Source organism: Neptunicoccus sediminis (assembly GCF_001719615.1).
In the GTDB taxonomy this organism is placed as follows: domain Bacteria; phylum Pseudomonadota; class Alphaproteobacteria; order Rhodobacterales; family Rhodobacteraceae; genus Amylibacter; species Amylibacter sediminis.
Genome location: NZ_MDVX01000003.1, coordinates 199,368 through 221,882 on the forward strand (window position 1 = coordinate 199,368; position 22,515 = coordinate 221,882).

The window sequence follows — 22,515 nt, forward strand, 5'->3', positions numbered from 1 at the left end:
AGCCTAAAAGCAAGGCCACAAAAAGGGGGCCGTGCACAAGAAAACTTTCATTGCGTTACAAGCTGTGGCATGTGGGCGAAAAAGGGAACGGTATGAAGTCTGTTATTTTCGATCTGGACGGGACGCTGGCGGATACCAGCGGTGATCTGATTGCTGCGGCAAATGCCTGTTTTGACGGGTTGGGGCACGGTCTGCTGCTGGACCCCGAAGCGGATATGCTGACGGCCTTTCATGGCGGGCGGGCCATGTTGCGACTGGGGTTCTCGCGGATCGGGGCGCCTTGGGACGAGTCTACGGTAGATGCCCAATATAACGTGCTTTTGCGTCATTACGGTGAAAATATCGCTGTGCATACAAGGCTCTACCCAAATGTCGAACAAACTTTGGAAGAGCTGAAATCCCGCGGCTATCTGCTGGGCGTTTGCACGAACAAGCCCGAGGCACTGGCCGAAACCCTGATGGCGCAGCTCGGGGTGCGTTCGATGTTCGGGGCCTTGCTCGGGGCGGATACGCTGCCGGTGCGCAAGCCTGATCCCGAACATCTGTGGGAAACCATCCGCCGCGTGGGGGGCGATCTGGAACGGTCGGTTCTGATCGGGGATACGGACAACGACCGCTCTGCCGCGCGCAACGCGAATGTGCCAAGCGTGTTGGTCACATTCGGCCCCTCCGGTCACGGGGTCGCAGAAATGGAGCCGGAAGCCCTGCTGCATCACTACGATGAACTGCCGGATCTGGCCGACCGTCTGGTGCGCTGAACCGGACGGTTTCGCAATTCCCGAAGTCCGGTTTGCGTTGCGCTTTAGCAATCTGCAACCCATTGATCTTTAGCGGCTGTTCCTGTTGGTTGTGCGCAGAAACCAAAGGCGCCAAAATGTCCCAGATTTTCACCGGAAATTTCACCCAGCAAGAACCGCTCCCCGAAGAATCGATAGAGGCCGCAGTGCGTGTGATGCGTCACGGGCGGTTGCACCGCTATAATCTTTCGGACGGGGAAAAGGGGGAGACCGCGCTACTGGAGGAAGAATTTGCCGCCTTTACTGGGGCGAAATATTGTCTGGCGGTGGCATCGGGCGGCTATGCACTTGCGGCTGCCTTGCGCGCCGCCGGCGCACAGGCCGGAGACGCGGTTCTGACCAATGCGTTCACCCTTGCCCCTGTGCCCGGTGCGATTGCCAATGCAGGCTGCACGCCAGTGTTTGTCGAGGTGACGGACAAGCTGGTGATGGATCTGGACGATCTGCAAATGAAGATTGCGCAAACCAAGGCGCGGTTCCTGATGCTTAGCCATATGCGAGGACACATCGTTGATATGGATGCTCTGATGGCGATCTGCGACCGGGCCGGTGTGCAGGTGATCGAGGATTGCGCCCACACGATGGGGGCAGCATGGAACGGGGTGCCAAGCGGCCGTCACGGGGTGGCAGGGTGCTATTCCACCCAAACCTTCAAACATCTGAACTCGGGCGAGGGCGGGTTTCTGGTGACAGATGATGCAGAGCTGGCCGCCCGTGCGATCATGCTGTCCGGCTCTTATATGTTGTATGAACGGCACACCGCCGGACCGCCTGCCGAGGTTTTCGAGCAGATCAGACTGGAAACGCCCAATTGTTCAGGGCGGATGGACAACCTGCGCGCGGCGATCCTGCGGCCCCAGTTGCGCAATCTGCCGGATCAATGCGCGGCGTGGAATGCCCGCTATCAAAGGGTCGAGTCCGGTCTTGCCAATACCCCCGGTGTAAAGGTGATAGAACGGCCCGAAGCGGAATCTTATGTGATGTCCTCCTTCCAGTTCCTGTGCCCCGATTTCACGGCGGAGCAGATGGTTGCGCTGCAAAAGCGTACCGCAGCACGGGGGGTAGAGCTGAAATGGTTCGGCGCGGACACGCCCGTAGGCTTCACCTCGCGCCATGACAGTTGGCAGTATGTTTCCGCGCAATCCCTCCCACAAACCGACCGGATTCTCGCCGGACTGATGGATATGCGCCTGCCGCTGACCTTCTCGCTACAGGACTGTGATGTAATCGCGCAGATCATCCGCGAAGAAGCCGGCATCCTGCATCAAGCCGGCTAGCCCGACGTCCCTGACAATTCCATCCCGAAGTTCGCCTCTTTTTGGTGCAAATATCCAAACCCGCCCCCGCCACTGGCAGGGGGCTTTCAGGTCGTTCTATTCTGACTGGACAAAAGGGGATACCGCTCCTATTATGTGAACGAGTGTTCAATTAATTGCCGGCGCAAAGCCGGCCAACGATCTGGGAGTTCGTATGTTCACCTCTTCAATGAATTTCGCCTGTGGCGAGGAAATCGAAGCCCTGCGCGATATGGTGCACCGCTGGGCGCAGGAACGGGTTGCCCCGATCGCGGCGGAAATCGACCAGAAGAATGTGTTTCCTGCAGAGCTGTGGAAGGAAATGGGCGATCTGGGATTGCTCGGGATCACGGTAAAGGAAGAATACGGCGGCGTTGATATGGGCTATCTGGCCCATACAATCGCGGTAGAGGAAATCGCGCGGGCCTCTGCCAGTGTATCCCTGTCTTACGGCGCCCATTCCAACCTTTGTGTGAACCAGATCCATTTGAACGGCACCGAGGAGCAGAAAAAGAAATATCTGCCCGGTCTGATCTCGGGCGAGCATGTGGGCGCATTGGCCATGTCCGAAGCGGGTGCAGGCTCTGACGTTGTGTCCATGAAACTGAAGGCAGAAAAGAAGAACGGGTATTACACGCTGAACGGCACGAAATACTGGATCACCAACGGGCCGGATGCGGACACATTGGTGGTTTACGCAAAAACCGATCCCGAGGCTGGCCCACGCGGTATGACGGCCTTCCTGATCGAAAAGGACATGAAAGGTTTTTCCACCAGCGCCCATTTTGACAAGCTGGGGATGCGCGGATCCAACACGGCCGAACTGGTGTTCGATGATGTGGAAGTGCCGTTTGAGAATGTTTTGGGCGAAGAGGGCAAGGGCGTTAACGTCCTGATGTCCGGTCTTGATTACGAACGGGTTGTTCTGTCAGGCATCGGGGTCGGCACCATGCACGCGGTGCTGGACCACATCATGCCCTATATGGTGGAGCGCAAGCAGTTCGGTCAGAGCATTGGTAATTTCCAACTGATGCAGGGCAAGATCGCGGATATTTACGCGGCGATGAACTCTGCGCGGGCCTATGTCTATGCGGTGGCTTCTGCCTGTGATCGGGGCGAAGTGACCCGTCAGGATGCAGCGGCCTGTGTGCTTTATGCCTCTGAAAAAGCGATGGAAGTTGCGACCCAAGGGGTGCAGGCCATGGGCGGGGCAGGCTTTTTGAATGACAGCCCGCTCAGCCGGATCATGCGGGATGCCAAGCTGATGGAAATCGGCGCAGGCACGTCGGAAATCCGCCGGATGCTGTGCGGGCGCGAGCTGATGAAGCTGCAGGAAGCCTGATGCTATCCGCGCGGGCCATAGCTGTTTGCCTTTTGTCTGTGGCGTCCCTGCCTGCCGCAGCGCAGGAGTCTTCGGAGCAGACCCGCGTCGTGGCTTGCCTGTCAGGGATGGAGCAGGGGCAGACAAGCTGGCCAGAGTGTCGCAGTCTGCTGTTCCATCCGTGCGAGACATTTCCTGTCGGGGGTGAGGATCACCTGACTTGTCTGGCAGAACAGAAAGCAGACTGGCGTGCGCATCTGGATGCAACCACCCTGACCCTGAACGCGCGTCTGACAGCAGAAGGCTCCGGCCAGTTAACCGATCTTCTGGGGCAGTGGTTCGGCTATGTCGGCAATAAATGTAACGGGGTCGCGCAGGAAAAAGCCGATATAAGCGCAGACGCGGCGCGGCTTGGCTGCGAGATCAGCGAATTTGCCGGACTCTCGACCGAGTTTGACAGTTGCTTGCAAGGCAAATCCCTCTCGCCTTACTGTATCGTACAGGAGTAACGCCATGTCCGGTAAACCGCCAAGCATCAGGAATATGCACGAGGCTATTGATCATGTCATCGCACAGCAACGCGCCTATGAGGAAAAACGCCCGACCCGTTTAGGCAAGGGGACCGAATGGGCCACATCGCTGGTGGGGCCGGTCATCGGGCGGTTCGTCAAACCGGAATGGGTGCGTGCGGCTGTGGATGCCTCCGACAATTCTGCTGGATTTACCCTGCCAGCGATGGATCACGATACAAGCGATCCGGCCGCCTGCGAAGTGGCTGCCATACGCGTGCAGGGATGGGCGCAGGGGCTGAATGCCTCTTCAGGTTTTGCGGCAGGTGTCTGGGGCGCTGCGGGGCTGGCGGTTGATGTGCCCGCGACGCTGGTGCTGGCCGCACGCACGGTACGGGCAACCGCTGCGGCCTATGGATTTGGCGGGGACAGCGAAGCGGAACGCGCCTTCCGGCTGATGGTGTTGGAAGTGGCCAGTTCCGGTGCCTCTGACAGTCGCAACGAAACGCTTCAGCGCATTAATAAGGCGGCGAAAATGCTATCCGATCCGGCTGTGCGCAAGGCCGTTGACAGCTCGCTTGACTGGGTGGGCGCGAAAGTCGTGGACCGGATCGCCCGTCAGCTTGGCGTGTCCCTTGCGGGGCGCAAGGCAGGGCAGGTGGTGCCTGTGGTCGGCGGGTTGGTGGGCGCAACTGTTAACGCAAGTTTTCAAACCGATGTGGCCCGCGCGGCCCGTTATGCCTATTCGCTGCGCTGGATGATGGAGCGTAAACTCCTGCCAGCGCCGCAAGACAACAGTAAGGACACCGTATAATGGAAGCCAAGGAAACCCATCTGGCGCTGCTGGATCAGATTGCACAGGCCGCACAAGCCGCAGCCCTTGGCGGCGGCGAGAAAAGCCGCGAGCGGCATGTATCCCGTGGCAAGATGCTGCCCCGTGAACGGGTTGCCAACCTGCTTGATCCCGGTTCACCGTTTCTGGAGATCGGGGCCACGGCTGCGCATAATATGTATGACGGCGCAGCCCCCTGTGCCGGAGTTATCGCCGGTGTCGGGCAAGTGCAGGGCCGTCAGGTTATGGTGGTGTGTAATGATGCCACTGTTAAAGGCGGCACCTATTACCCGATGACGGTCAAGAAGCACCTGCGCGCACAGGAAATAGCCGAGGAAAATCACCTGCCGTGTGTTTATCTGGTGGACAGTGGCGGGGCGAATCTGCCCAATCAGGATGAGGTTTTCCCCGACCGTGACCATTTCGGGCGTATCTTCTTTAATCAGGCCAATATGTCCGCCAAAGGCATCGCACAGATCGCGGTTGTGATGGGGTCTTGTACCGCAGGCGGGGCCTATGTTCCGGCCATGTCCGATGTCTCGATCATCGTAAAGGAACAGGGCACGATCTTTCTGGCCGGTCCACCGCTGGTCAAGGCGGCCACCGGCGAGGTGATCAGCGCCGAGGAACTGGGCGGCGGTGATGTGCATACGCGCCTGTCCGGTGTGGCGGATTATCTGGCCGACGATGATGCCCATGCGCTCGCACTTGCCCGTCAGGCTGTCGGGGCGCTTGCGCCGCCGGTAAAGGCTGCGCTGGCTTTGAAACCGGCTGTGGCCCCTCAGTTTGACCCCGAAACTATTCTGGATGTGGTGCCAGCAGATCTGAAAACTCCCTATGACATCCGCGATGTGATTGCGCGGATTGTGGACGGGTCTGTGTTTGATGAATTCAAAGCCCGTTTCGGCACAACATTGATCTGCGGTTTCGCCCATATTGAGGGCATGCCCTGTGGCATCATCGCCAACAACGGCATTCTGTTTTCCGAAAGCGCCCAGAAAGGGGCGCATTTTGTAGAGCTGTGTTCGCAGCGCAAGGTGCCGCTGATCTTTTTGCAGAATATCACCGGCTTTATGGTGGGAAAAAAGGCCGAATCCGAAGGTATCGCGCGGCACGGTGCGAAACTGGTGACAGCCGTTGCGACGACCTCTGTGCCCAAAATCACCATGGTGGTTGGCGGCTCTTTCGGGGCGGGGAACTACGGCATGGCGGGGCGGGCCTATTCGCCGCGCTTTATGTGGTCCTGGCCCAACAGCCGGATTTCCGTGATGGGCGGTGAACAGGCCGCTGACGTGCTGGCCACCGTCAAACGGGACGGAATGGAGCGGCGCGGCGAAAGCTGGAGCGAGGAAGAGGAAGCTGCCTTCAAAAAGCCTACCCTTGATATGTTTGAGGAACAGAGCCACCCGCTTTATGCCTCGGCGCGGTTGTGGGACGACGGGGTGATCGACCCGCGCAAATCCCGCGATGTGCTGGCGCTGTCCCTGCGGGCCTGTCTCGACAAACCGATTGAGGATACCCGCTTTGGCGTCTTCCGCATGTAAGCTTATGCAATGAATTATCGTGCGGGGGCTGCCCCGCACCGAACAAAACAACGCCTGCGCGCGATGCTGCGGGCACAGACCGGAGATGTCGGGATGTTTAACAAAATACTGATTGCCAATCGGGGCGAGATTGCCTGCCGCGTGATGGAAACCTGTCGCAAGATGGGCTTGGCCACTGTTGCGGTCTATTCCGATGCGGATGCCACTGCCCGACATGTGGCTATGGCGGATGAAGCGGTGCGGCTTGGGCCTGCACCCGTGGCAGAAAGCTATCTGCGCGGCGATGCGATCATTCAGGCAGCCCTTGATACCGGCGCACAGGCGGTGCATCCGGGCTATGGTTTCTTGTCGGAAAACCCCGATTTTGCGCAAAAGCTGGCGGATGCAGGGCTTGTGTTTATCGGGCCAAGTGCCGATGCCATCCGCGCAATGGGGCTGAAAGATGCGGCAAAGGCCCTGATGGAAGAGGCAGGCGTGCCGGTGGTTCCGGGCTATCACGGGGACATTCAGGAGGACGCATTTCTGGCAAAACAGGCCGAAGCCATCGGTTATCCGGTGCTGATCAAAGCAGTCGCGGGTGGCGGCGGCAAGGGGATGCGCTTGGTTGACGAGGCCAAGAATTTTGCCGCAGAACTATCCTCGGCCCGTTCCGAAGCGGCCACAGCCTTTGGCAATTCGGATGTGCTGGTAGAGAAATTTGTGCAGAACCCCCGTCATATTGAAATTCAGGTCTTTGGCGACAGTCACGGCAATGCGGTACATCTGTTTGAGCGGGATTGCTCGCTTCAGCGCCGCCATCAGAAGGTGATCGAGGAAGCTCCGGCACCTGACATGCCTGACGCCGTACGCGAAGCAATGGGCGCAGCGGCGGTGCGGGCGGCTAAAGCGATTGGCTATTCCGGTGCGGGGACCATCGAATTTATCGTAGATGGCTCTGGTCCGCTGCGCGAGGATGGTTTCTGGTTCATGGAAATGAACACCCGCCTGCAAGTGGAACACCCTGTGACCGAGGCTATCACCGGACAGGATCTGGTGGAATGGCAGTTGCGGGTGGCCAGTGGTGAACCGCTGCCCAAATCGCAGGAAGACCTGTCAATCAACGGTTGGGCGTTTGAGGCGCGGATCTACGCCGAAGACGCCGCACGGGGGTTCCTGCCCTCAATCGGGACGCTGTCCCATCTGGCGTTTCCGGCCGGTGCGCGGGCAGATACCGGCGTGCGGGCAGGGGATGCAATTACGCCCCATTACGACCCGATGATTGCCAAGCTGGTGGTGCATGGGGCGACCCGTGCACAAGCACTCGGCAAGCTGGAACAGGCGCTGGCGCGCACCGAGGTGGCGGGCTGTGTTACGAACCTTGCATTTCTGGGGGCGCTGACCCGGCACGAAGATTTTGCCGCAGGGCGCGTTGATACCGGATTGATCGCACGGGATCAGGAATCGCTGGTAGCAGAAGATGAGCCGACACCGCAGATGTGGGCCTTGGCTGCGGTCAAAGCGGCCGGACTGGATCTGGCCATGCCGCAAAAAGGGTTCACCCTGTGGGAGCCGCTGGCACGGACTGTGCCGCTGGATCACAAGGCAGGGGCGCAGGATGTGGTCTTGCGGGCCTTGGGGGAAGGTAAGGTGCATTGCACTGTTAACGCGGAAAGTTTTGAGGTCGCAACACGGGATGTCTGGCGCATTGACGGCGTGAAACCGGACTACCGCGCTGTGGCCCACGGGGGCGGCATCAGCCTGTTCGGGGCGCAGACCCATCACTTTGCCCTGCGCAACCTGCTGGATCGCGGCGCCAGTGATGAACAGGGGGCGGGCACTATCCTTGCGCCCATGCCCGGAACAGTCAAAGAGGTCATGGTCTCGGCCGGGGATACCGTCTCAAAGGGCGATACGCTGGCAATTCTGGAAGCGATGAAGATGGAACACCGCATGACCGCGCCCTTTGATGGTGTTATTGCAGAAGTTCCGGTTTCGGCGGGGGGGCAGGTGACAGATGGCGCCCTGCTGATCCGCATGGAAGACCCAGAGGAGGCCGACGCCGCATGAGCAAACGTGCAGAGATATTCGAGGTCGGCCCCCGCGACGGGTTGCAGAATGAAAAGACCATGATCGCCACCACCGATAAGGTGAAGCTGGTGGATATGCTGTCCGCCTGCGGGTTCCGCCGGATTGAGGTGGCAAGTTTTGTCTCCCCCAAATGGGTGCCGCAGATGGCCGACAGTGCCGATGTTCTTGCGGGCATTTCCCGCGCAGACGGGTGCCGTTATGCCGCTTTAACGCCGAATAAGCGCGGCTTTGAAGGCGCTGTTGCCGCCCGCGCCGATGAAATCGCCATCTTTGCCTCTGCCTCTGAAGGGTTCAGTCAGGCCAATATCAACTGTTCTGTAGCCGAAAGTATTGAACGTTTCGTGCCAGTGGCAGAAGCGGCGAAAGCGTCCGGCCTTCCGGTGCGCGGCTATATATCCTGCGTGACCGACTGCCCGTTCGACGGGCCGACCCCGCCGGAGAAAGTGGCAGAGGTCGCCGCGTCCCTGCGCGATCTCGGCTGCTATGAAATCAGTCTTGGCGACACGATTGGTCAGGCCACACCCGAAACGGTCACAGCGATGCTGCAGGCGGTACTGGCAGAGGTTCCCGCTGAAAAGCTCGCCGGACATTATCATGACACCGCAGGGCGCGCGTTAGAGAATATCCGCGCATCTTTGGAGTTAGGTGTCACAGTATTTGATGCCTCTGCCGGCGGGCTGGGCGGTTGCCCCTATGCGCCGGGTGCATCGGGTAATGTAGCAACAGAATCGGTGGCTGCGATGCTGGCGGAAGCCGGATATGACACCGGCCTTGATCTAGATGCTTTGGCGCAAGCGGCAGAATTCGCCCGAACCCTGAGGACTTAACGTGTTTGAAACGATTTCACTGAATACTGATTCCCGTGGCGTGGCGACGCTGACACTGGCACGGGCAGACAAACATAACGCGATGAACGCGCAGATGATCCGCGAGTTGACGCAGGCGGCGGCGCAGATCGCACAGGACGGCGAAATTCGCGTGGTGGTGCTGGCCGCAGAAGGGCGCAGTTTCTGCGCCGGTGGTGATCTGGGCTGGATGAAGGAACAAATGGCCGCCACTGCGGAACAACGGGCGGCAGGGGCACGGGAACTGGCCGGAATGCTCGGTGCGTTGAATACCCTGCCAAAACCACTGATCGGTCGCGTTCAGGGGCAGGCCTTTGGCGGCGGCATCGGGATGATGTCAGTCTGTGACATTGCAATTGGCGTGCCGGATGTGAAATTCGGTCTGACCGAAACGCGGTTGGGTCTGATTCCGGCAACGATTTCGCCTTATGTGATTAAGCGCATGGGGGAACCGATGGCGCGGCGGGTGATGATGTCGGCGCGCCTGTTTGACAGCGCAGAGGCGCAGGAACTCGGCCTACTGGCCCGTGTGGTGGATGCTGACGCGCTTGATGATGCGATAGAGGCCGAGGTGAAACCCTATCTCTCTGTCGCCCCGCGTGCGGTGGAGAAAACCAAACGTCTGATCCGCGGACAGGGCGGTGACATAAGCGCGGCGCAGATAGAGGACAGCATCAAGGCGCTGGTAGAGGCTTGGGAGGATTCCGAGGCAACAGACGGGATCAACGCCTTCTTCGCCAAAGAGAAAGCCCCTTGGGCGGGGTGATCCAGCGGCCGTCAGGGGCGCAGGCCCGCCTGTAGGGTGGTTTCACACGTGGGCGTCAGTCTGCGTGCTCTAGGATTTGCAGATCGGCCAGCCAGCTTGCGGGCAGATCTCCGGCGTAAACATCGCGCATATAGGTATATTGCGGCGCAAGTCTTTCCACGATCTTGCGCCGCAGCGCAGGACCGAGCGGCATTTTGACCGAAACATTGCGGCTGCGTTCAAATTGGGCGGGCAGCGGGCTGATGCCAAGGAACTCGCACAGCCGGTCAATGGCCTCTTGCGTGAACAACTCTTCATAAAAGGCGAAATGCAGCTTTTCGGGTGGAAAAACCGAACGCAAATTGCGCATGGCGGTCACATAATCATAGCGTTCGCGGTAACGCTTGTTGTCAAACACGCCGTCTACCTTGGCTTCCAGCTCTGCAAGCGTCTCGAAGTTTTCGGAGAACCGCATCTGCGACCAAAGCCTGTCTGCCGGATTGCGCAGCAGGAATATGATTTTTGTCAAAGGATACTGGCTGCGGATCAGCTCCAGTTCCTCCCGTTCCAATGCACAATAAGCAGGGGTGATTTCCCCGAAAACCTGCGCTTCCCCGACGCGTCTGCGGAAAAACCGCCGGTACGCCCCGAGATCGCTGCCCATCCGCAGCCTTTCGCGCAGCGCCACAGCGCCTTTGGCGGGCAAATCGGGATCCGCGGCCAGTTCCGCTTCCCGTGCTTTCAGTTTTTTGCGAAACATGGAGGCCGGCCAGTTGTCCTCGCGGCTGCGATTGCCCCAGAAATGCATCTCCTTGATCGGAGAAAAATACACCTCCGGATGGTCCCGCAGATAAAATGACAGCCATGTGGTACCGGCTTTTTGCGCGCCAACCCCCAGAAAAAAGGTGCGCCCCTTCAGAATTGCAAGTTTTTCAGCCAAATTCGGGCTCTTTTTCAGTTGGCGACTTGCAAAAAAGGCTACGCAATCGCCAAGATGGCGACAAGCCAAATCCATCCCGCCGCCCTGCGCCTGCGCAAGTAGCAGAACATTCGGCACTTTCTTTGGGTTCTGGCCGCAATTCCGGCGGACCCTTGGTTGACCTTGGTACGGGGCAGGGATAGTTAAACGATGCCGACAACCAGATTTGCGCGAAGGAGTCGCCTATGGAAGACCTGCTCAGAGAATACCTGCCGATTTTGGTGTTTCTGGGGATAGCTGCGGGCCTCGGACTCGTGCTGATCCTTGCGGCGGTTATTATTGCTATCCGGAACCCAGATGCCGAAAAGACTTCGGCCTATGAATGCGGGTTCAACGCATTTGACGATGCGCGGATGAAATTCGACATCCGGTTCTATCTGGTGTCCATTCTGTTTATCATTTTCGATCTGGAAGTTGCCTTCCTGTTCCCATGGGCCGCCTCCTTCAAGGATGTTGGCGTTCTGGGGTTCTGGTCGATGATGGTGTTCCTGGGCGTCCTGACAATCGGCTTTGCGTATGAGTGGAAAAAAGGAGCACTGGAATGGGAGTGAGCACAACTGCCAACACCGCTGGTGTGGATAAAGAGGTCGTCACCCGCGCCCTGAACGAAGAGTTGCAGGACAAGGGCTTCTTGCTGACCTCAACCGATGACATCATCAACTGGGCGCGCACAGGGTCGCTGCACTGGATGACTTTCGGTCTGGCCTGCTGCGCGGTCGAGATGATGCACACCGCCATGCCCCGCTATGATATGGAGCGTTTCGGTACGGCGCCCCGCGCGTCCCCCCGCCAGTCCGATCTGATGATCGTTGCAGGCACGTTGACCAACAAGATGGCGCCTGCACTGCGCAAGGTTTATGACCAGATGCCAGAACCCCGCTATGTGATCTCTATGGGGTCCTGTGCGAATGGTGGCGGGTATTACCACTACAGCTATTCCGTTGTACGGGGCTGTGACCGGATCGTTCCGGTCGATGTGTATGTTCCGGGCTGCCCGCCGTCTGCCGAGGCGCTGCTTTACGGCATCCTGCAATTGCAACGCAAAATCCGCCGCACCGGCACAATCGTTCGCTAAGCTGCGAAAGGAAGACGCTCTTATGTCAGAGGCTCTTACAGAACTGGGCAATGCACTGGCGGCTGGTCGCAGCGATGCTGTGCTGGCCACCGAAGTGACCAAAACCGGCGAGCTGGCCGTGCAGGTGTCCCCTGCGGCCCTGCCGGATTTCGTGGAATTCATCAAAACCGAAAGCAACGCACGATTTTCAACACTGGTGGACATCACTGCCGTGGATTATCCCGGTCGGGACAAGCGGTTTGAAGTGGTTTACCATTTTCTGTCCATGTACACCAACCAGCGCATTCGCGTGAAGGCGGCCGTGCATGAGGACGAAGTGGTTCCGTCGATCACCGCGGTGCATCCCTCTGCCAACTGGTTTGAGCGGGAAGTGTTTGATATGTACGGGATCATGTTCTCGGGGCATCCGGACCTGCGCCGCTTGCTGACGGATTATGGTTTCCGCGGCTATCCGCTGCGCAAGGATTTCCCGACAACGGGTTATACCGAACTGCGCTATGATGAGGTGGAAAAGCGGGTTGTTTATGAACCTGTAAGTCTCATTCAGGAATACCGTCAGTTCGATTTCATGTCCCCGTGGGAAGGTGCGGAATACATCCTGCCCGGTGACGAGAAGAAAGAAGAGGCTGCAAAATGATGGACGGCACCTTTAACGATGCACAGGTGGGCGAACAGCGCATCCGTAACTTCAACATCAACTTCGGTCCGCAGCACCCTGCAGCCCACGGCGTTCTGCGTCTTGTGCTAGAGCTGGACGGCGAAGTTGTCGAACGTTGCGACCCGCATGTGGGCCTGCTGCACCGTGGCACCGAAAAGCTGATGGAAAGCCGCACTTACCTGCAAAACCTGCCGTATTTCGACCGGCTGGATTATGTGGCGCCGATGAATCAGGAACACGCCTGGTGTCTGGCGATTGAAAAGCTGACAGGGGTCGAAGTGCCCCGCCGTGCCAGCCTAATCCGTGTGCTTTTCTCTGAAATCGGCCGTATCCTAAACCACCTGATGAACGTGACCACTCAGGCTATGGACGTGGGCGCACTGACGCCGCCGCTCTGGGGGTTTGAGGAACGCGAAAAGCTGATGATCTTTTACGAACGGGCCTGTGGTGCGCGACTGCACGCCGCATATTTCCGTCCGGGCGGGGTGCATCAGGACCTGCCACAAGACCTGATCGACGACATTGGCACTTGGGCCACGGCGTTTCCGGCGATCCTGAAAGACATCGAAAACCTGCTGACCGAAAACCGCATCTTCAAACAGCGTAACGTTGATATCGCTGTGGTGAGCGAGCAGGAAGCGCTCGACTGGGGGTTCTCCGGTGTGATGGTGCGCGGCTCTGGTATGGCGTGGGATTTGCGCCGCTCGCAGCCCTATGAATGCTACGACGAGATGGATTTCCAGATTCCGGTTGGCACCAATGGCGACTGCTACGACCGTTACCTCTGCCGGATGCAGGAGATGCTGGAAAGCATCAAGATCATTCACCAGTGTATCGACAAGCTGAACGCCGAAGGGCCGGGCGATGTGCTGGCACGGGGCAAGATCACGCCGCCCAAACGGGCCGAGATGAAAACCTCGATGGAAGCGCTGATTCACCACTTCAAACTCTACACCGAAGGCTTTCATGTGCCAGAGGGTGAGGTTTACGCCTGTGTCGAAGCGCCTAAAGGCGAATTCGGGGTCTACCTTGTGTCGGACGGCAGCAACAAACCCTACAAAGCCAAGATCCGCGCGCCGGGATACCTGCATCTTGCGGCTATGGATCATATCGCCAAGGGCCATCAACTTGCTGATGTTGCGGCCATTATCGGAACACTTGATATCGTTTTCGGAGAGATTGACCGCTAATGTTACGCCGTCTGCACCCTGACCAACCCGACAGTTTTGCCTTTACGCCCATGAACCAGAAATGGGCCGAAGCGCAGTTGACCAAATTTCCCGAAGGCCGTCAGGCCAGCGCTGTGATCCCGTTGTTGTGGCGGGTTCAGGAGCAAGAGGGCTGGATTTCCCGCCCTGCGCTTGAGACCGTGGCCGATATGCTGGGCATGGCCTATATCCGCGTTTTGGAAGTGGCGACATTCTACTTTATGTTCCAGTTGCAACCCGTTGGTTCTGTGGCGCATTTTCAGGTTTGTGGCACCACCTCCTGCATGATTTGCGGTGCTGAGGACCTGATCGGCGTCTGCAAGGAAAAGATTGCGGCACAGCCCCATGCGATCTCTGCTGATGGCAAGTTCAGCTGGGAAGAGGTCGAATGTCTGGGCGCTTGCACCAACGCGCCGATGGTTCAGATCGGCAAGGATTATTACGAAGACCTGACCGCTGAACGGTTTGCCGAAATCATCGAGGAATTTGCCGCTGGCAAGGTTCCGACACCCGGACCGCAAAACGGCCGTTACGCAGCAGAGCCTCTGGGCGGTGCAACGGTGTTGAAAGACTATGAAGCAGGCCGCGCAGAGCATAACGCTTCTGTGGGTCTGGCGACCGACATCGGGGATACAATCAAGCGGATTCAAGGGGACGAGGTTCCGATCCTGACCCCTTGGCTTGACAGTGGCAAGAAAAAAGCCACCGCGAAAAAGGACAAACCCGCGCCCAAGGACGGTGTCTCCGCAACCCCGAAACACACGGTCAGCGCGCCGGAAAGGGCCACCAAGACGGACGCAGAAGAAAATCGCAGCAAGGGCAAGCCCAAAGTGACCACGGCCGCAAAAGCCGCCGAGGAAGAGGGCCCCGCCGTGACCAGTGACTCCGGTGTGGCAGAAGTTGCGGAAAAGAAACCCCGCACATTGAAAGCACCACGCAAGGCAGGGCCTGATGATCTGAAACGGATCAAAGGCGTTGGACCGAAGCTGGAGGCAACCCTGAATGAAATGGGGTTCTACCACTATGACCAGATCGCCAAATGGCGCCCTGAAGAAGTGGCTTGGGTCGATGCCCGTCTGAAATTCAAAGGCCGCATCGAACGGGACGGCTGGATTGCCCATGCAAGCGAGCTCGCCGGCACCAAAGGCAAAGGCTCTGACAGTTAACTGCCAGCGAATACAGGTAAAACCTGACCTTCAGGGCAGGTGTGGCAAAGTCTGTCGGCTTTGCTAATATGAAAGGAAGACCGATTGGCCAAAGACCATCCAGATCCGGCGTCCGCGCAAATACGGATCGCCTCTATCGTCATAATCGTGACGATGGTGATATGGATGGGGGCCAGTTGGATAGGCGGGATGATCGGACTGCCCACACGCTTTGCGTTTCTGTTCGATTTCGCCGCTCTGGCCGCGTTCTTCTGGGCGCTGGTTGTTTTGTATCAAGCCTGGCGCAAACGCCAGAACATGAAGGATTAGACGATGCTCGCTGATCAGGACCGCATCTTTACAAATATTTACGGTATGCACGAGCGCACGCTCAAAGGCGCGCAGCAGCGTGGCCATTGGGATGGCACGGCCAATATCATCAAAAAGGGCCGTGAGTGGATCATCGACGAGATGAAAAAATCCGGTCTGCGCGGTCGGGGCGGTGCGGGCTTTCCGACCGGCCTGAAATGGTCTTTCATGCCAAAAGAGAGCGATGGTCGCCCGTCCTATCTGGTTATTAACGCTGACGAATCCGAACCGGGCACCTGTAAAGACCGCGAGATCATGCGCCATGATCCTCACACGCTGATCGAAGGGGCGCTGATCGCCAGTTTCGCGATGAATGCGAACACCTGTTACATCTACATCCGCGGTGAATTCATCCGCGAACGGGAAGCTCTGCAAGCCGCCATCGACGAGGCTTATGACGCCGGATTGCTTGGGAAAAACGCGGCGAAGTCCGGTTGGGACTTTGATCTGTTCCTCTCTCACGGGGCAGGTGCCTATATTTGTGGTGAGGAAACAGCGCTGCTGGAGAGCCTTGAAGGTAAAAAAGGCATGCCGCGCATGAAGCCGCCGTTCCCTGCGGGCGCGGGTCTGTACGGCTGTCCGACCACGGTGAATAACGTGGAATCCATCGCTGTGGTGCCCACAATCCTGCGCCGTGGCGCGGAATGGTTTACCGGCTTTGGCCGTCCGAACAACGCGGGCACCAAGCTGTTTGCTTTCTCCGGTCACGTTAACAACCCCTGTGTGGTTGAGGACGCTATGTCCACACCGCTACGCGAGCTGATCGACCGTCATTGCGGTGGTGTTCGCGGCGGCTGGGATAACCTTAAGGCGGTGATTCCGGGCGGTGCGTCCGTGCCGCTGCTGCCCAAAGACATGTGCGACGAAGCGATCATGGATTTTGACTGGCTGCGGGAACAACGCTCCGGTCTGGGGACGGCTGCGGTGATCGTGATGGATCAGAACACCGACGTTATCAAAGCGATCTGGCGTTTGGCTGCCTTTTACAAACACGAATCCTGCGGCCAGTGCACGCCGTGCCGTGAAGGCACCGGCTGGATGATGCGGGTTATGGATCGGCTGGTCAAAGGCGAGGCCGAGGTCGAAGAGATCGACATGCTGCTTGATGTGACCAAACAGGTTGAAGGCCACACCATCTGCGCCCTTGGCGATGCGGCCGCCTGGCCCATTCAGGGGCTGATCCGCCATTTCCGCGACGAAATCGAGGACCGGATCAAGCATAAACGCACCGGCCGCGTTAGCGCGGTAGCTGCTGAGTAAATCCGAACTCTGCCTAATTTCTCAAAACGCGCCCTGTCAATCGGGGCGCGTTTTTGCTTTGGCGAAGGCAATATTTCGCCCCTGTAACACGCTGTGAACCGCGTGTTATTGCATAACACGGCGATCACCCCATTTATTCCTTCTGAGCATTGACCCGATCCATCGGGCAAGACAGGAGAATAATATGCGTATTTTACTTACTGCCGCACTGACCGGCATGATGGCGACGACTGCACTCGCGAATCCCCCGCTGCGCGAGGTGAAAGAGATCAACGACGGTCTGCTGTATGTGGGGCTGGCCGATGAGATCCGCAAAAACTGCGACAGCATTTCCGGCCGTATCTTCAAAGGGGTAGGGCGCTTGCGTGCGATTCACAAACAGGCGCAGGATATGGGCTATTCCAAATCGGAAATCGAAACCTTTGTGGACAGCCGCGCCGAGAAAAACCGTCTTAAGGCACGGGGCAAAGCCTATCTGAAAGCCAATGGCGCAAGCCTTGAGGACAAGGCCTCTATGTGTGCGCTTGGCCGCAAGGAGATCGCCAGAGGCAGTGCCATTGGCACCCTGCTTTACGAGAGGTAACTAACAAAAATACTCAGGTATTAACCTGATTTCGCAAGGGTTTCCGTTTCAGAGCCGCAATGGCTTTGAAATGGAACTTTGTGGCTTTTTTACCCCCAAATTTGCTTTTCTTTGGTTGAGGCCCGCGCCAAGCTGCGGTATCTGGCTGTACGGCGGTGTTAGACCGCTGTTACTCAAAAGTAAGCCCAGAGCGCGGCGCGCTCGATTTGGGAGGCGGCATGACCGATTTGCGCAAAATCATCATCGACGATACCGAAGTAGAAGTGGATGGCGCAATGACGCTGATCCAGGCCTGCGAAGTAGCTGGCGTCGAAATTCCCCGGTTTTGTTATCACGAAAGACTGACCATCGCTGGCAACTGCCGCATGTGTCTTGTCGAAGTTGTCGGCGGCCCGCCCAAACCTGCGGCCTCCTGTGCCATGCAGGTGCGCGATCTGCGTCCCGGACCCGAAGGCCAGCCGCCTGTGGTGAAAACAAAATCACCTATGGTTAAGAAGGCCCGTGAAGGGGTCATGGAATTTCTGCTGATCAACCACCCGCTCGATTGCCCGATTTGCGATCAGGGCGGCGAATGTGATTTGCAGGATCAGGCGATGGCCTACGGGGTGGATTTCTCCCGTTTCCGCGAAGCCAAACGCGCGGTGGACGATCTGGATCTGGGCCCGCTTGTGGACACCCAGATGACCCGCTGTATTTCCTGCACCCGTTGTGTGCGGTTCACTAGCGAAGTTGCCGGGATCACCCAGATGGGTCAGACCGGTCGTGGCGAAGATGCCGAGATCACCAGCTATCTAAACCAAACGCTCGATTCGGAATTGCAGGGCAATATTATTGATCTGTGTCCGGTTGGTGCGCTGACATCCAAGCCTTATGCCTTTACCGCCCGCCCGTGGGAGCTGAAAAAGACCGAAACCATCGACGTGATGGACGCGCTTGGCTCTAACATTCGTGTGGACACCAAGGGTCGCGAAGTGATGCGTATCCTGCCGCGGAACCATGATGGTGTGAACGAAGAATGGCTGTCGGACAAATCCCGCTTTATCTGGGACGGTCTGCGCCGCCAGCGTCTGGACCGCCCATATGTGCGGATTGACGGCAAGTTAAAACCGGCCAGCTGGGACGAGGCTTTTGCCGCAATCAAAACCGCTGTTGACGGAAAGTCCGTTGCCGGTTTGGTGGGCGATCTGGTCAGCACAGAAGCCGCCTTCGCGTTGAAATCCCTGATCACCGCTATGGGTGGTGAGGTGGATTGCCGCGTAGATGGTGCGAAACTGCCAGCGGGCAACCGTTCGGGCTATGTTGGCACCGGCACGATCGAAGACATCGACAGTGCCGAGATGATCCAGTTGATTGGCACCAATCCACGGGCCGAAGCGCCAGTGCTGAACGCGCGTCTGCGCAAGGCATGGATGCGCGGTGCGGATATTGGTCTGGTGGGCGAAGCGGTTGATTTGACCTATGATTATGCCCATGTTGGCGCCGATGTATCCGATCTGGCGGGTCTGCTGGACGGGGATCACGGCGATGTTCAGGACAAAGCCTCTCTTGTGATCATCGGGCAGGGTGCCTTGCAGGGTGACAACGGGGCGGATGTTCTGGCCGCCGCTATGGCGCTGGCCGAGAAAACCAATTCCAAATTCATGGTGCTGCATACGGCTGCCGGTCGTGTGGGCGCGATGGATCTGGGCTGCACCAGTGTGGACGGCCCCGAGGCGCTCGTTTCGCGGGCGGATGTGGTGTTCAACCTTGGTGTTGATGAAACCGAAATCGCTGCCGGTCCGTTTGTGATCTATCAGGGCAGCCACGGGGATCGCGGGGCGCATCGCGCTGATGTGATCCTGCCGGGCGCGGCCTATACCGAAGAGAGCGGCATCTTTGTGAACACCGAAGGGCGTCCGCAAATGGCGTTCCGCGCCGGTTTTGCGCCCGGGGAGGCGCGGGACAACTGGGCAATCCTGCGGGCTTTGTCCGGTGTTTTGGGTCACACACTGCCGTTTGACAGTCTGACAGCCCTGCGCGCGGCCATGATGGGCGAAGTGCCCCATCTTGGCGCGATTGATCAGGTGCCGGAAAATGACTGGCAGCCGGTTTCTGGCAAAGCCCTTGGGACGGGTGCACTGGAAAATGCGATCAAAGAGCATTACCAGACCAACCCGATTGCGCGCGCCAGTCAGGTGATGGCAGAGCTGTCCGCAAATGCGGCGGCGCGGCGTGCTGGCAAGCTGGCGGCAGAGTAACCTGTGAAACCCGCACTGATCATATCCACTTGCGCGGCTCTGGCCGCCTGCACAACCGGAGAGACTCCGGCTGTGGAGAGTGATATTGTGCCGGAATACGGGACAGTTCAGACCAAACTGCTGGAAGGCAATCTGGTCAGTTTTGACGTCAACATGCGCGGTGCAGCTTCGGAGAAGGACGTTCTTGCCTTTACCGATTGCGTTGCCGCGCAATACGCGTTGATCCGCGGCAGCGGTTTTGCACGGCGGGTGCGCAACGATGTAAGCCGCCAGCGCGGTAACTGGATCGGGCAGGGGGTTTACACCCTGTCATCCGCCCATCCGGGCGGTCGTTACGTTATAGATGCAGAAGTTACGGCAGCCGATTGCCGTGCTAACAACATTCCGATGGTTTAAGAGGCGGATTATGGACGGATTTTTTGCAACCAACCTTGGCACACTGGTGATTGTGATCGGCCAGTGTCTGTTGGTCACGGCTTTCGTGATGATCAGCCTGCTGTTTTTGGTTTACGGCGATCGTAAGGTCTGGGGCGCGGTGCAAATGCGGCGCGGCCCGAACGTGGTTGGCCCTTGGGGCTTGCTGCAAACCGTGGCGGATGCTGCGAAATACGTGTTCAAAGAGGTTCTGATCCCGGACGGGGCCGATAAAACGGTGTTCCTGCTGGCGCCACTGGCCTCTTTCATCCTCGCCCTGATTGCATGGGCGGTTATTCCGTTTTCCGAAGATATGGTTCTGGCAAACCTGAACGTTGCGGTGCTTTACATCTTCGCCATTGGCTCGCTGGAAGTTTACGGCGTGATCATGGGCGGTTGGGCGTCCAACTCCAAATACCCGTTCCTCGGCTCTCTGCGCTCTGCTGCGCAGATGATCTCTTACGAGGTGTCCATCGGTTTCATCATCGTTGGTATCATCATCTCGACCGGATCTCTCAGCCTTGTGGATATTGTGAAGGCACAAGAGGGTAACTGGGGTCTGTTCAACTGGTACTGGTTGCCGCACTTCCCGATGGTTTTCCTGTTCTTTATCAGTGCGCTGGCTGAAACCAACCGCCCGCCGTTCGACCTTCCCGAAGCGGAATCCGAACTGGTTGCAGGGTATCAGGTTGAATATTCTTCAACGCCGTTCCTGCTGTTTATGGCTGGTGAATATATCGCCATCTGGCTGATGTGTGCGCTGACGTCTATCTTCTTCTTCGGTGGCTGGCTGTCCCCGATCCCGGGTCTGCCGGACGGTGCGCTGTGGCTGGTGCTGAAGATGTCCTTCTTCTTCTTCCTCTTCGCAATGGTAAAGGCTGTGGTTCCACGCTACCGCTATGACCAGTTGATGCGCATCGGTTGGAAGGTCTTCCTGCCAATGTCCCTGATCTGGGTTGTTGTTGTGTCGATCCTTGCATTTACCGACGGGGATGATCGTAATCTCGGCGGCCTGTGGGCACGCTGGCAAGTGGAGGCGTCAAACTAATGGCTTTTGACTACGCACGCGCAACCAAATATTTCCTGCTGCAAGACTTCTTTGTCGGCATGAAACTGGGACTGAAGTATTTCTTCGGCCCGAAGGCGACATTGAACTATCCCCACGAAAAAGGCCCGCTCAGCCCGCGGTTCCGTGGTGAACACGCGCTGCGCCGCTACCCCAACGGGGAAGAGCGTTGCATCGCCTGTAAATTGTGCGAGGCGATCTGCCCTGCACAGGCCATCACCATTGACGCGGAACCCCGCGAGGACGGTTCCCGCCGGACCACCCGTTATGACATCGACATGACGAAATGTATTTACTGCGGTTTCTGTCAGGAAGCCTGTCCGGTGGATGCGATTGTGGAAGGGCCGAATTTCGAGTTCGCCACAGAAACCCGTGAGGAACTGTTCTACGACAAGGCCAAACTGCTGTCGAACGGCGACCGCTGGGAAGCCGAGATTGCACGTAATATCGAAATGGATGCACCGTACCGATGACCGACAAGCCAGGCATTGATACCTATCCCAAAGGAGCAGTCCTGCTGCTCGCTTGCGGGGGGGCGGTATGAACGACTTAAACAAGATGTTTGAGGGTTTTCTCAAGCAGAGCCAGCAAATGGCGGACCAGATGGGCAAGGAGTTTGCGAAAACCCAGGCCCAGTGGTTTGACGCCACCAAGGACATGATGCCCGAAGGCGTCGCCGCCATGATGCAGGAACTGGTCGGGGAGGGCATTGACGCCAAAACCCGTGCGCTTGCGACGATTGCGGGTCTGACGGCAAAAGGGGCCGAGGACACTGTGGTTCTGACCACGGCGATCAATCTGGCCTTGTCCGCTGGCGCATCGAAACGTGAAATTACAGAAACAATCCTGCAAATGACCAGCGTTGGTGCTGTGACAGGCGCACAAAAAGCAATCATGGTGGCTATGTCCGCCTTTGCCATGGATGGAGCGAAAACATGAGCGTCACTGCATTGGCATTCTATCTCTTTGCGATAACCGGCGTCGGGGGTTCCCTGATGGTGGTGCTTTCGCGCAACCCGGTGCACTCGGTGCTCTGGCTGATCCTGTCCTTCTTTAGTGCGGCAGGCCTGTTTATCCTTATGGGCGCGGAATTTGTCGCCATGCTGCTGGCGATTGTTTACGTGGGCGCGGTTGCGGTTCTGTTCCTCTTTGTCGTGATGATGCTGGACGTGGACTTTGCGGAACTGCGCGGTGGTATTCAGCGCTTTATGCCGCTCGGCCTGTTGATCGGCCTGATCCTTCTGATCGAACTGGGGCTGGTTTACGGTCACTGGAACATGGCGGATAACGCGGATGCGTTGCTGCAATCGCCCACACCCGAACTGTCCGAAGCCCACAACACGCTGGCGCTTGGCCAGTTGATCTACACCGATTACATCTACCTGTTTCAGGCGTCCGGTCTGATCCTGCTGGTGGCGATGATCGGGGCCATCGTGCTGACGCTGCGCCACCGCGTGGATGTCAAACGCCAGAACGCCTTGCACCAGATGCACCGCGATCCGGCCACGGCGATGGAACTTAAAGACGTTAAATCAGGGCAGGGGTTGTGATGACTGTTGTCTGTAC

At 58.0% G+C, this 22,515-nt stretch carries 24 protein-coding genes; 23 read left to right on the forward strand and 1 reads right to left on the reverse strand.

The features are described 5' to 3' along the window. Positions 1-92 precede the first annotated feature (92 nt). From BFV97_RS07440 to BFV97_RS07480, 9 genes are all read left to right on the forward strand, one after another. The gene (locus BFV97_RS07440) at positions 93-758 is read left to right on the forward strand and encodes an HAD hydrolase-like protein (RefSeq protein ID WP_069299922.1); all 666 of its coding nucleotides are present in this window, start codon (positions 93-95) and stop codon (positions 756-758) included. 116 nt (positions 759-874) lie between these two features. Then, the gene (locus BFV97_RS07445) at positions 875-2,074 is read left to right on the forward strand and encodes a DegT/DnrJ/EryC1/StrS family aminotransferase (RefSeq protein WP_069299708.1); all 1,200 of its coding nucleotides are present in this window, start codon (positions 875-877) and stop codon (positions 2,072-2,074) included. A 193-nt stretch (positions 2,075-2,267) separates the two neighbouring features. Further along, entirely contained in the window at positions 2,268-3,434 is a 1,167-nt protein-coding gene (locus BFV97_RS07450; protein WP_069299709.1) for an isovaleryl-CoA dehydrogenase, read from the forward strand. After that, a complete protein-coding gene (locus tag BFV97_RS07455; protein WP_069299710.1) occupies positions 3,434-3,922 on the forward strand; it encodes a hypothetical protein in 489 nt (162 codons plus the stop codon). Before BFV97_RS07450 ends, BFV97_RS07455 begins: the two co-directional genes overlap by 1 nt. A gap of 4 nt (positions 3,923-3,926) precedes the next feature. After that, complete coding sequence (locus tag BFV97_RS07460; protein WP_069299711.1) at positions 3,927-4,736, forward strand: EcsC family protein; 810 nt, start codon at positions 3,927-3,929, stop codon at positions 4,734-4,736. Further along, positions 4,736-6,298, forward strand: a complete 1,563-nt coding sequence (locus tag BFV97_RS07465) for a carboxyl transferase domain-containing protein (RefSeq protein ID WP_069299712.1) — start codon at positions 4,736-4,738, stop codon at positions 6,296-6,298. Before BFV97_RS07460 ends, BFV97_RS07465 begins: the two co-directional genes overlap by 1 nt. 93 nt (positions 6,299-6,391) lie before the next feature. Beyond that, positions 6,392-8,344, forward strand: a complete 1,953-nt coding sequence (locus BFV97_RS07470) for an acetyl/propionyl/methylcrotonyl-CoA carboxylase subunit alpha (RefSeq protein WP_069299923.1) — start codon at positions 6,392-6,394, stop codon at positions 8,342-8,344. Beyond that, entirely contained in the window at positions 8,341-9,192 is an 852-nt protein-coding gene (locus BFV97_RS07475) for a hydroxymethylglutaryl-CoA lyase (RefSeq protein WP_069299713.1), read from the forward strand. Before BFV97_RS07470 ends, BFV97_RS07475 begins: the two co-directional genes overlap by 4 nt. 1 nt (position 9,193) lies before the next feature. Further along, on the forward strand, positions 9,194-9,976 hold the full coding sequence (locus BFV97_RS07480) for a crotonase/enoyl-CoA hydratase family protein (RefSeq protein WP_069299714.1): 783 nt from the start codon (positions 9,194-9,196) through the stop codon (positions 9,974-9,976). Positions 9,977-10,031: 55 nt separating this feature from the next. On the opposite strand, the gene BFV97_RS07485 is transcribed toward BFV97_RS07480, so the two are convergent. Beyond that, complete coding sequence (locus tag BFV97_RS07485) at positions 10,032-10,895, reverse strand: sulfotransferase (RefSeq protein ID WP_157888281.1); 864 nt, start codon at positions 10,893-10,895, stop codon at positions 10,032-10,034. A gap of 224 nt (positions 10,896-11,119) precedes the next feature. Between BFV97_RS07485 and BFV97_RS07490 the strand changes: the two genes are divergently transcribed. The 14 genes from BFV97_RS07490 to BFV97_RS07555 all read left to right on the forward strand — a co-directional run bounded on the left by BFV97_RS07490 (position 11,120) and on the right by BFV97_RS07555 (position 22,499). After that, positions 11,120-11,485 (forward strand): NADH-quinone oxidoreductase subunit A, encoded by a 366-nt coding sequence (locus BFV97_RS07490; RefSeq protein ID WP_069299716.1) that lies wholly within the window; start codon positions 11,120-11,122, stop codon positions 11,483-11,485. Further along, positions 11,476-12,009 (forward strand): NuoB/complex I 20 kDa subunit family protein, encoded by a 534-nt coding sequence (locus tag BFV97_RS07495; RefSeq protein ID WP_069299717.1) that lies wholly within the window; start codon positions 11,476-11,478, stop codon positions 12,007-12,009. Before BFV97_RS07490 ends, BFV97_RS07495 begins: the two co-directional genes overlap by 10 nt. 22 nt (positions 12,010-12,031) lie before the next feature. Then, positions 12,032-12,646, forward strand: a complete 615-nt coding sequence (locus BFV97_RS07500; protein ID WP_069299718.1) for an NADH-quinone oxidoreductase subunit C — start codon at positions 12,032-12,034, stop codon at positions 12,644-12,646. Beyond that, positions 12,646-13,857, forward strand: coding sequence for an NADH-quinone oxidoreductase subunit D (locus BFV97_RS07505; RefSeq protein ID WP_069299924.1), 1,212 nt, complete (start codon positions 12,646-12,648; stop codon positions 13,855-13,857). Before BFV97_RS07500 ends, BFV97_RS07505 begins: the two co-directional genes overlap by 1 nt. After that, on the forward strand, positions 13,857-15,041 hold the full coding sequence (locus BFV97_RS07510; protein ID WP_069299719.1) for an NADH-quinone oxidoreductase subunit E: 1,185 nt from the start codon (positions 13,857-13,859) through the stop codon (positions 15,039-15,041). The genes BFV97_RS07505 and BFV97_RS07510 overlap by 1 nt, the downstream gene beginning before the upstream one ends. Positions 15,042-15,125: 84 nt before the next feature. Further along, complete coding sequence (locus tag BFV97_RS07515; protein WP_069299720.1) at positions 15,126-15,350, forward strand: DUF5337 family protein; 225 nt, start codon at positions 15,126-15,128, stop codon at positions 15,348-15,350. Positions 15,351-15,353: 3 nt separating this feature from the next. Then, complete coding sequence (nuoF, locus tag BFV97_RS07520) at positions 15,354-16,649, forward strand: NADH-quinone oxidoreductase subunit NuoF (protein WP_069299721.1); 1,296 nt, start codon at positions 15,354-15,356, stop codon at positions 16,647-16,649. A gap of 184 nt (positions 16,650-16,833) precedes the next feature. Beyond that, on the forward strand, positions 16,834-17,232 hold the full coding sequence (locus BFV97_RS07525) for a DUF5333 domain-containing protein (protein WP_069299722.1): 399 nt from the start codon (positions 16,834-16,836) through the stop codon (positions 17,230-17,232). A gap of 218 nt (positions 17,233-17,450) precedes the next feature. Then, entirely contained in the window at positions 17,451-19,469 is a 2,019-nt protein-coding gene (nuoG, locus tag BFV97_RS07530; protein ID WP_069299723.1) for an NADH-quinone oxidoreductase subunit NuoG, read from the forward strand. Between the two features lie 3 nt (positions 19,470-19,472). After that, positions 19,473-19,865, forward strand: a complete 393-nt coding sequence (locus BFV97_RS07535) for a hypothetical protein (RefSeq protein ID WP_108721653.1) — start codon at positions 19,473-19,475, stop codon at positions 19,863-19,865. A gap of 10 nt (positions 19,866-19,875) precedes the next feature. Then, a complete protein-coding gene (gene nuoH / locus BFV97_RS07540; RefSeq protein ID WP_069299724.1) occupies positions 19,876-20,931 on the forward strand; it encodes an NADH-quinone oxidoreductase subunit NuoH in 1,056 nt (351 codons plus the stop codon). Then, on the forward strand, positions 20,931-21,422 hold the full coding sequence (nuoI, locus tag BFV97_RS07545; protein WP_069299725.1) for an NADH-quinone oxidoreductase subunit NuoI: 492 nt from the start codon (positions 20,931-20,933) through the stop codon (positions 21,420-21,422). The genes nuoH and nuoI overlap by 1 nt, the downstream gene beginning before the upstream one ends. Positions 21,423-21,489: 67 nt before the next feature. After that, positions 21,490-21,888, forward strand: coding sequence for a carboxymuconolactone decarboxylase family protein (locus tag BFV97_RS07550; protein WP_069299726.1), 399 nt, complete (start codon positions 21,490-21,492; stop codon positions 21,886-21,888). After that, the gene (locus BFV97_RS07555; RefSeq protein ID WP_069299727.1) at positions 21,885-22,499 is read left to right on the forward strand and encodes an NADH-quinone oxidoreductase subunit J; all 615 of its coding nucleotides are present in this window, start codon (positions 21,885-21,887) and stop codon (positions 22,497-22,499) included. Before BFV97_RS07550 ends, BFV97_RS07555 begins: the two co-directional genes overlap by 4 nt. Positions 22,500-22,515 lie beyond the last annotated feature (16 nt).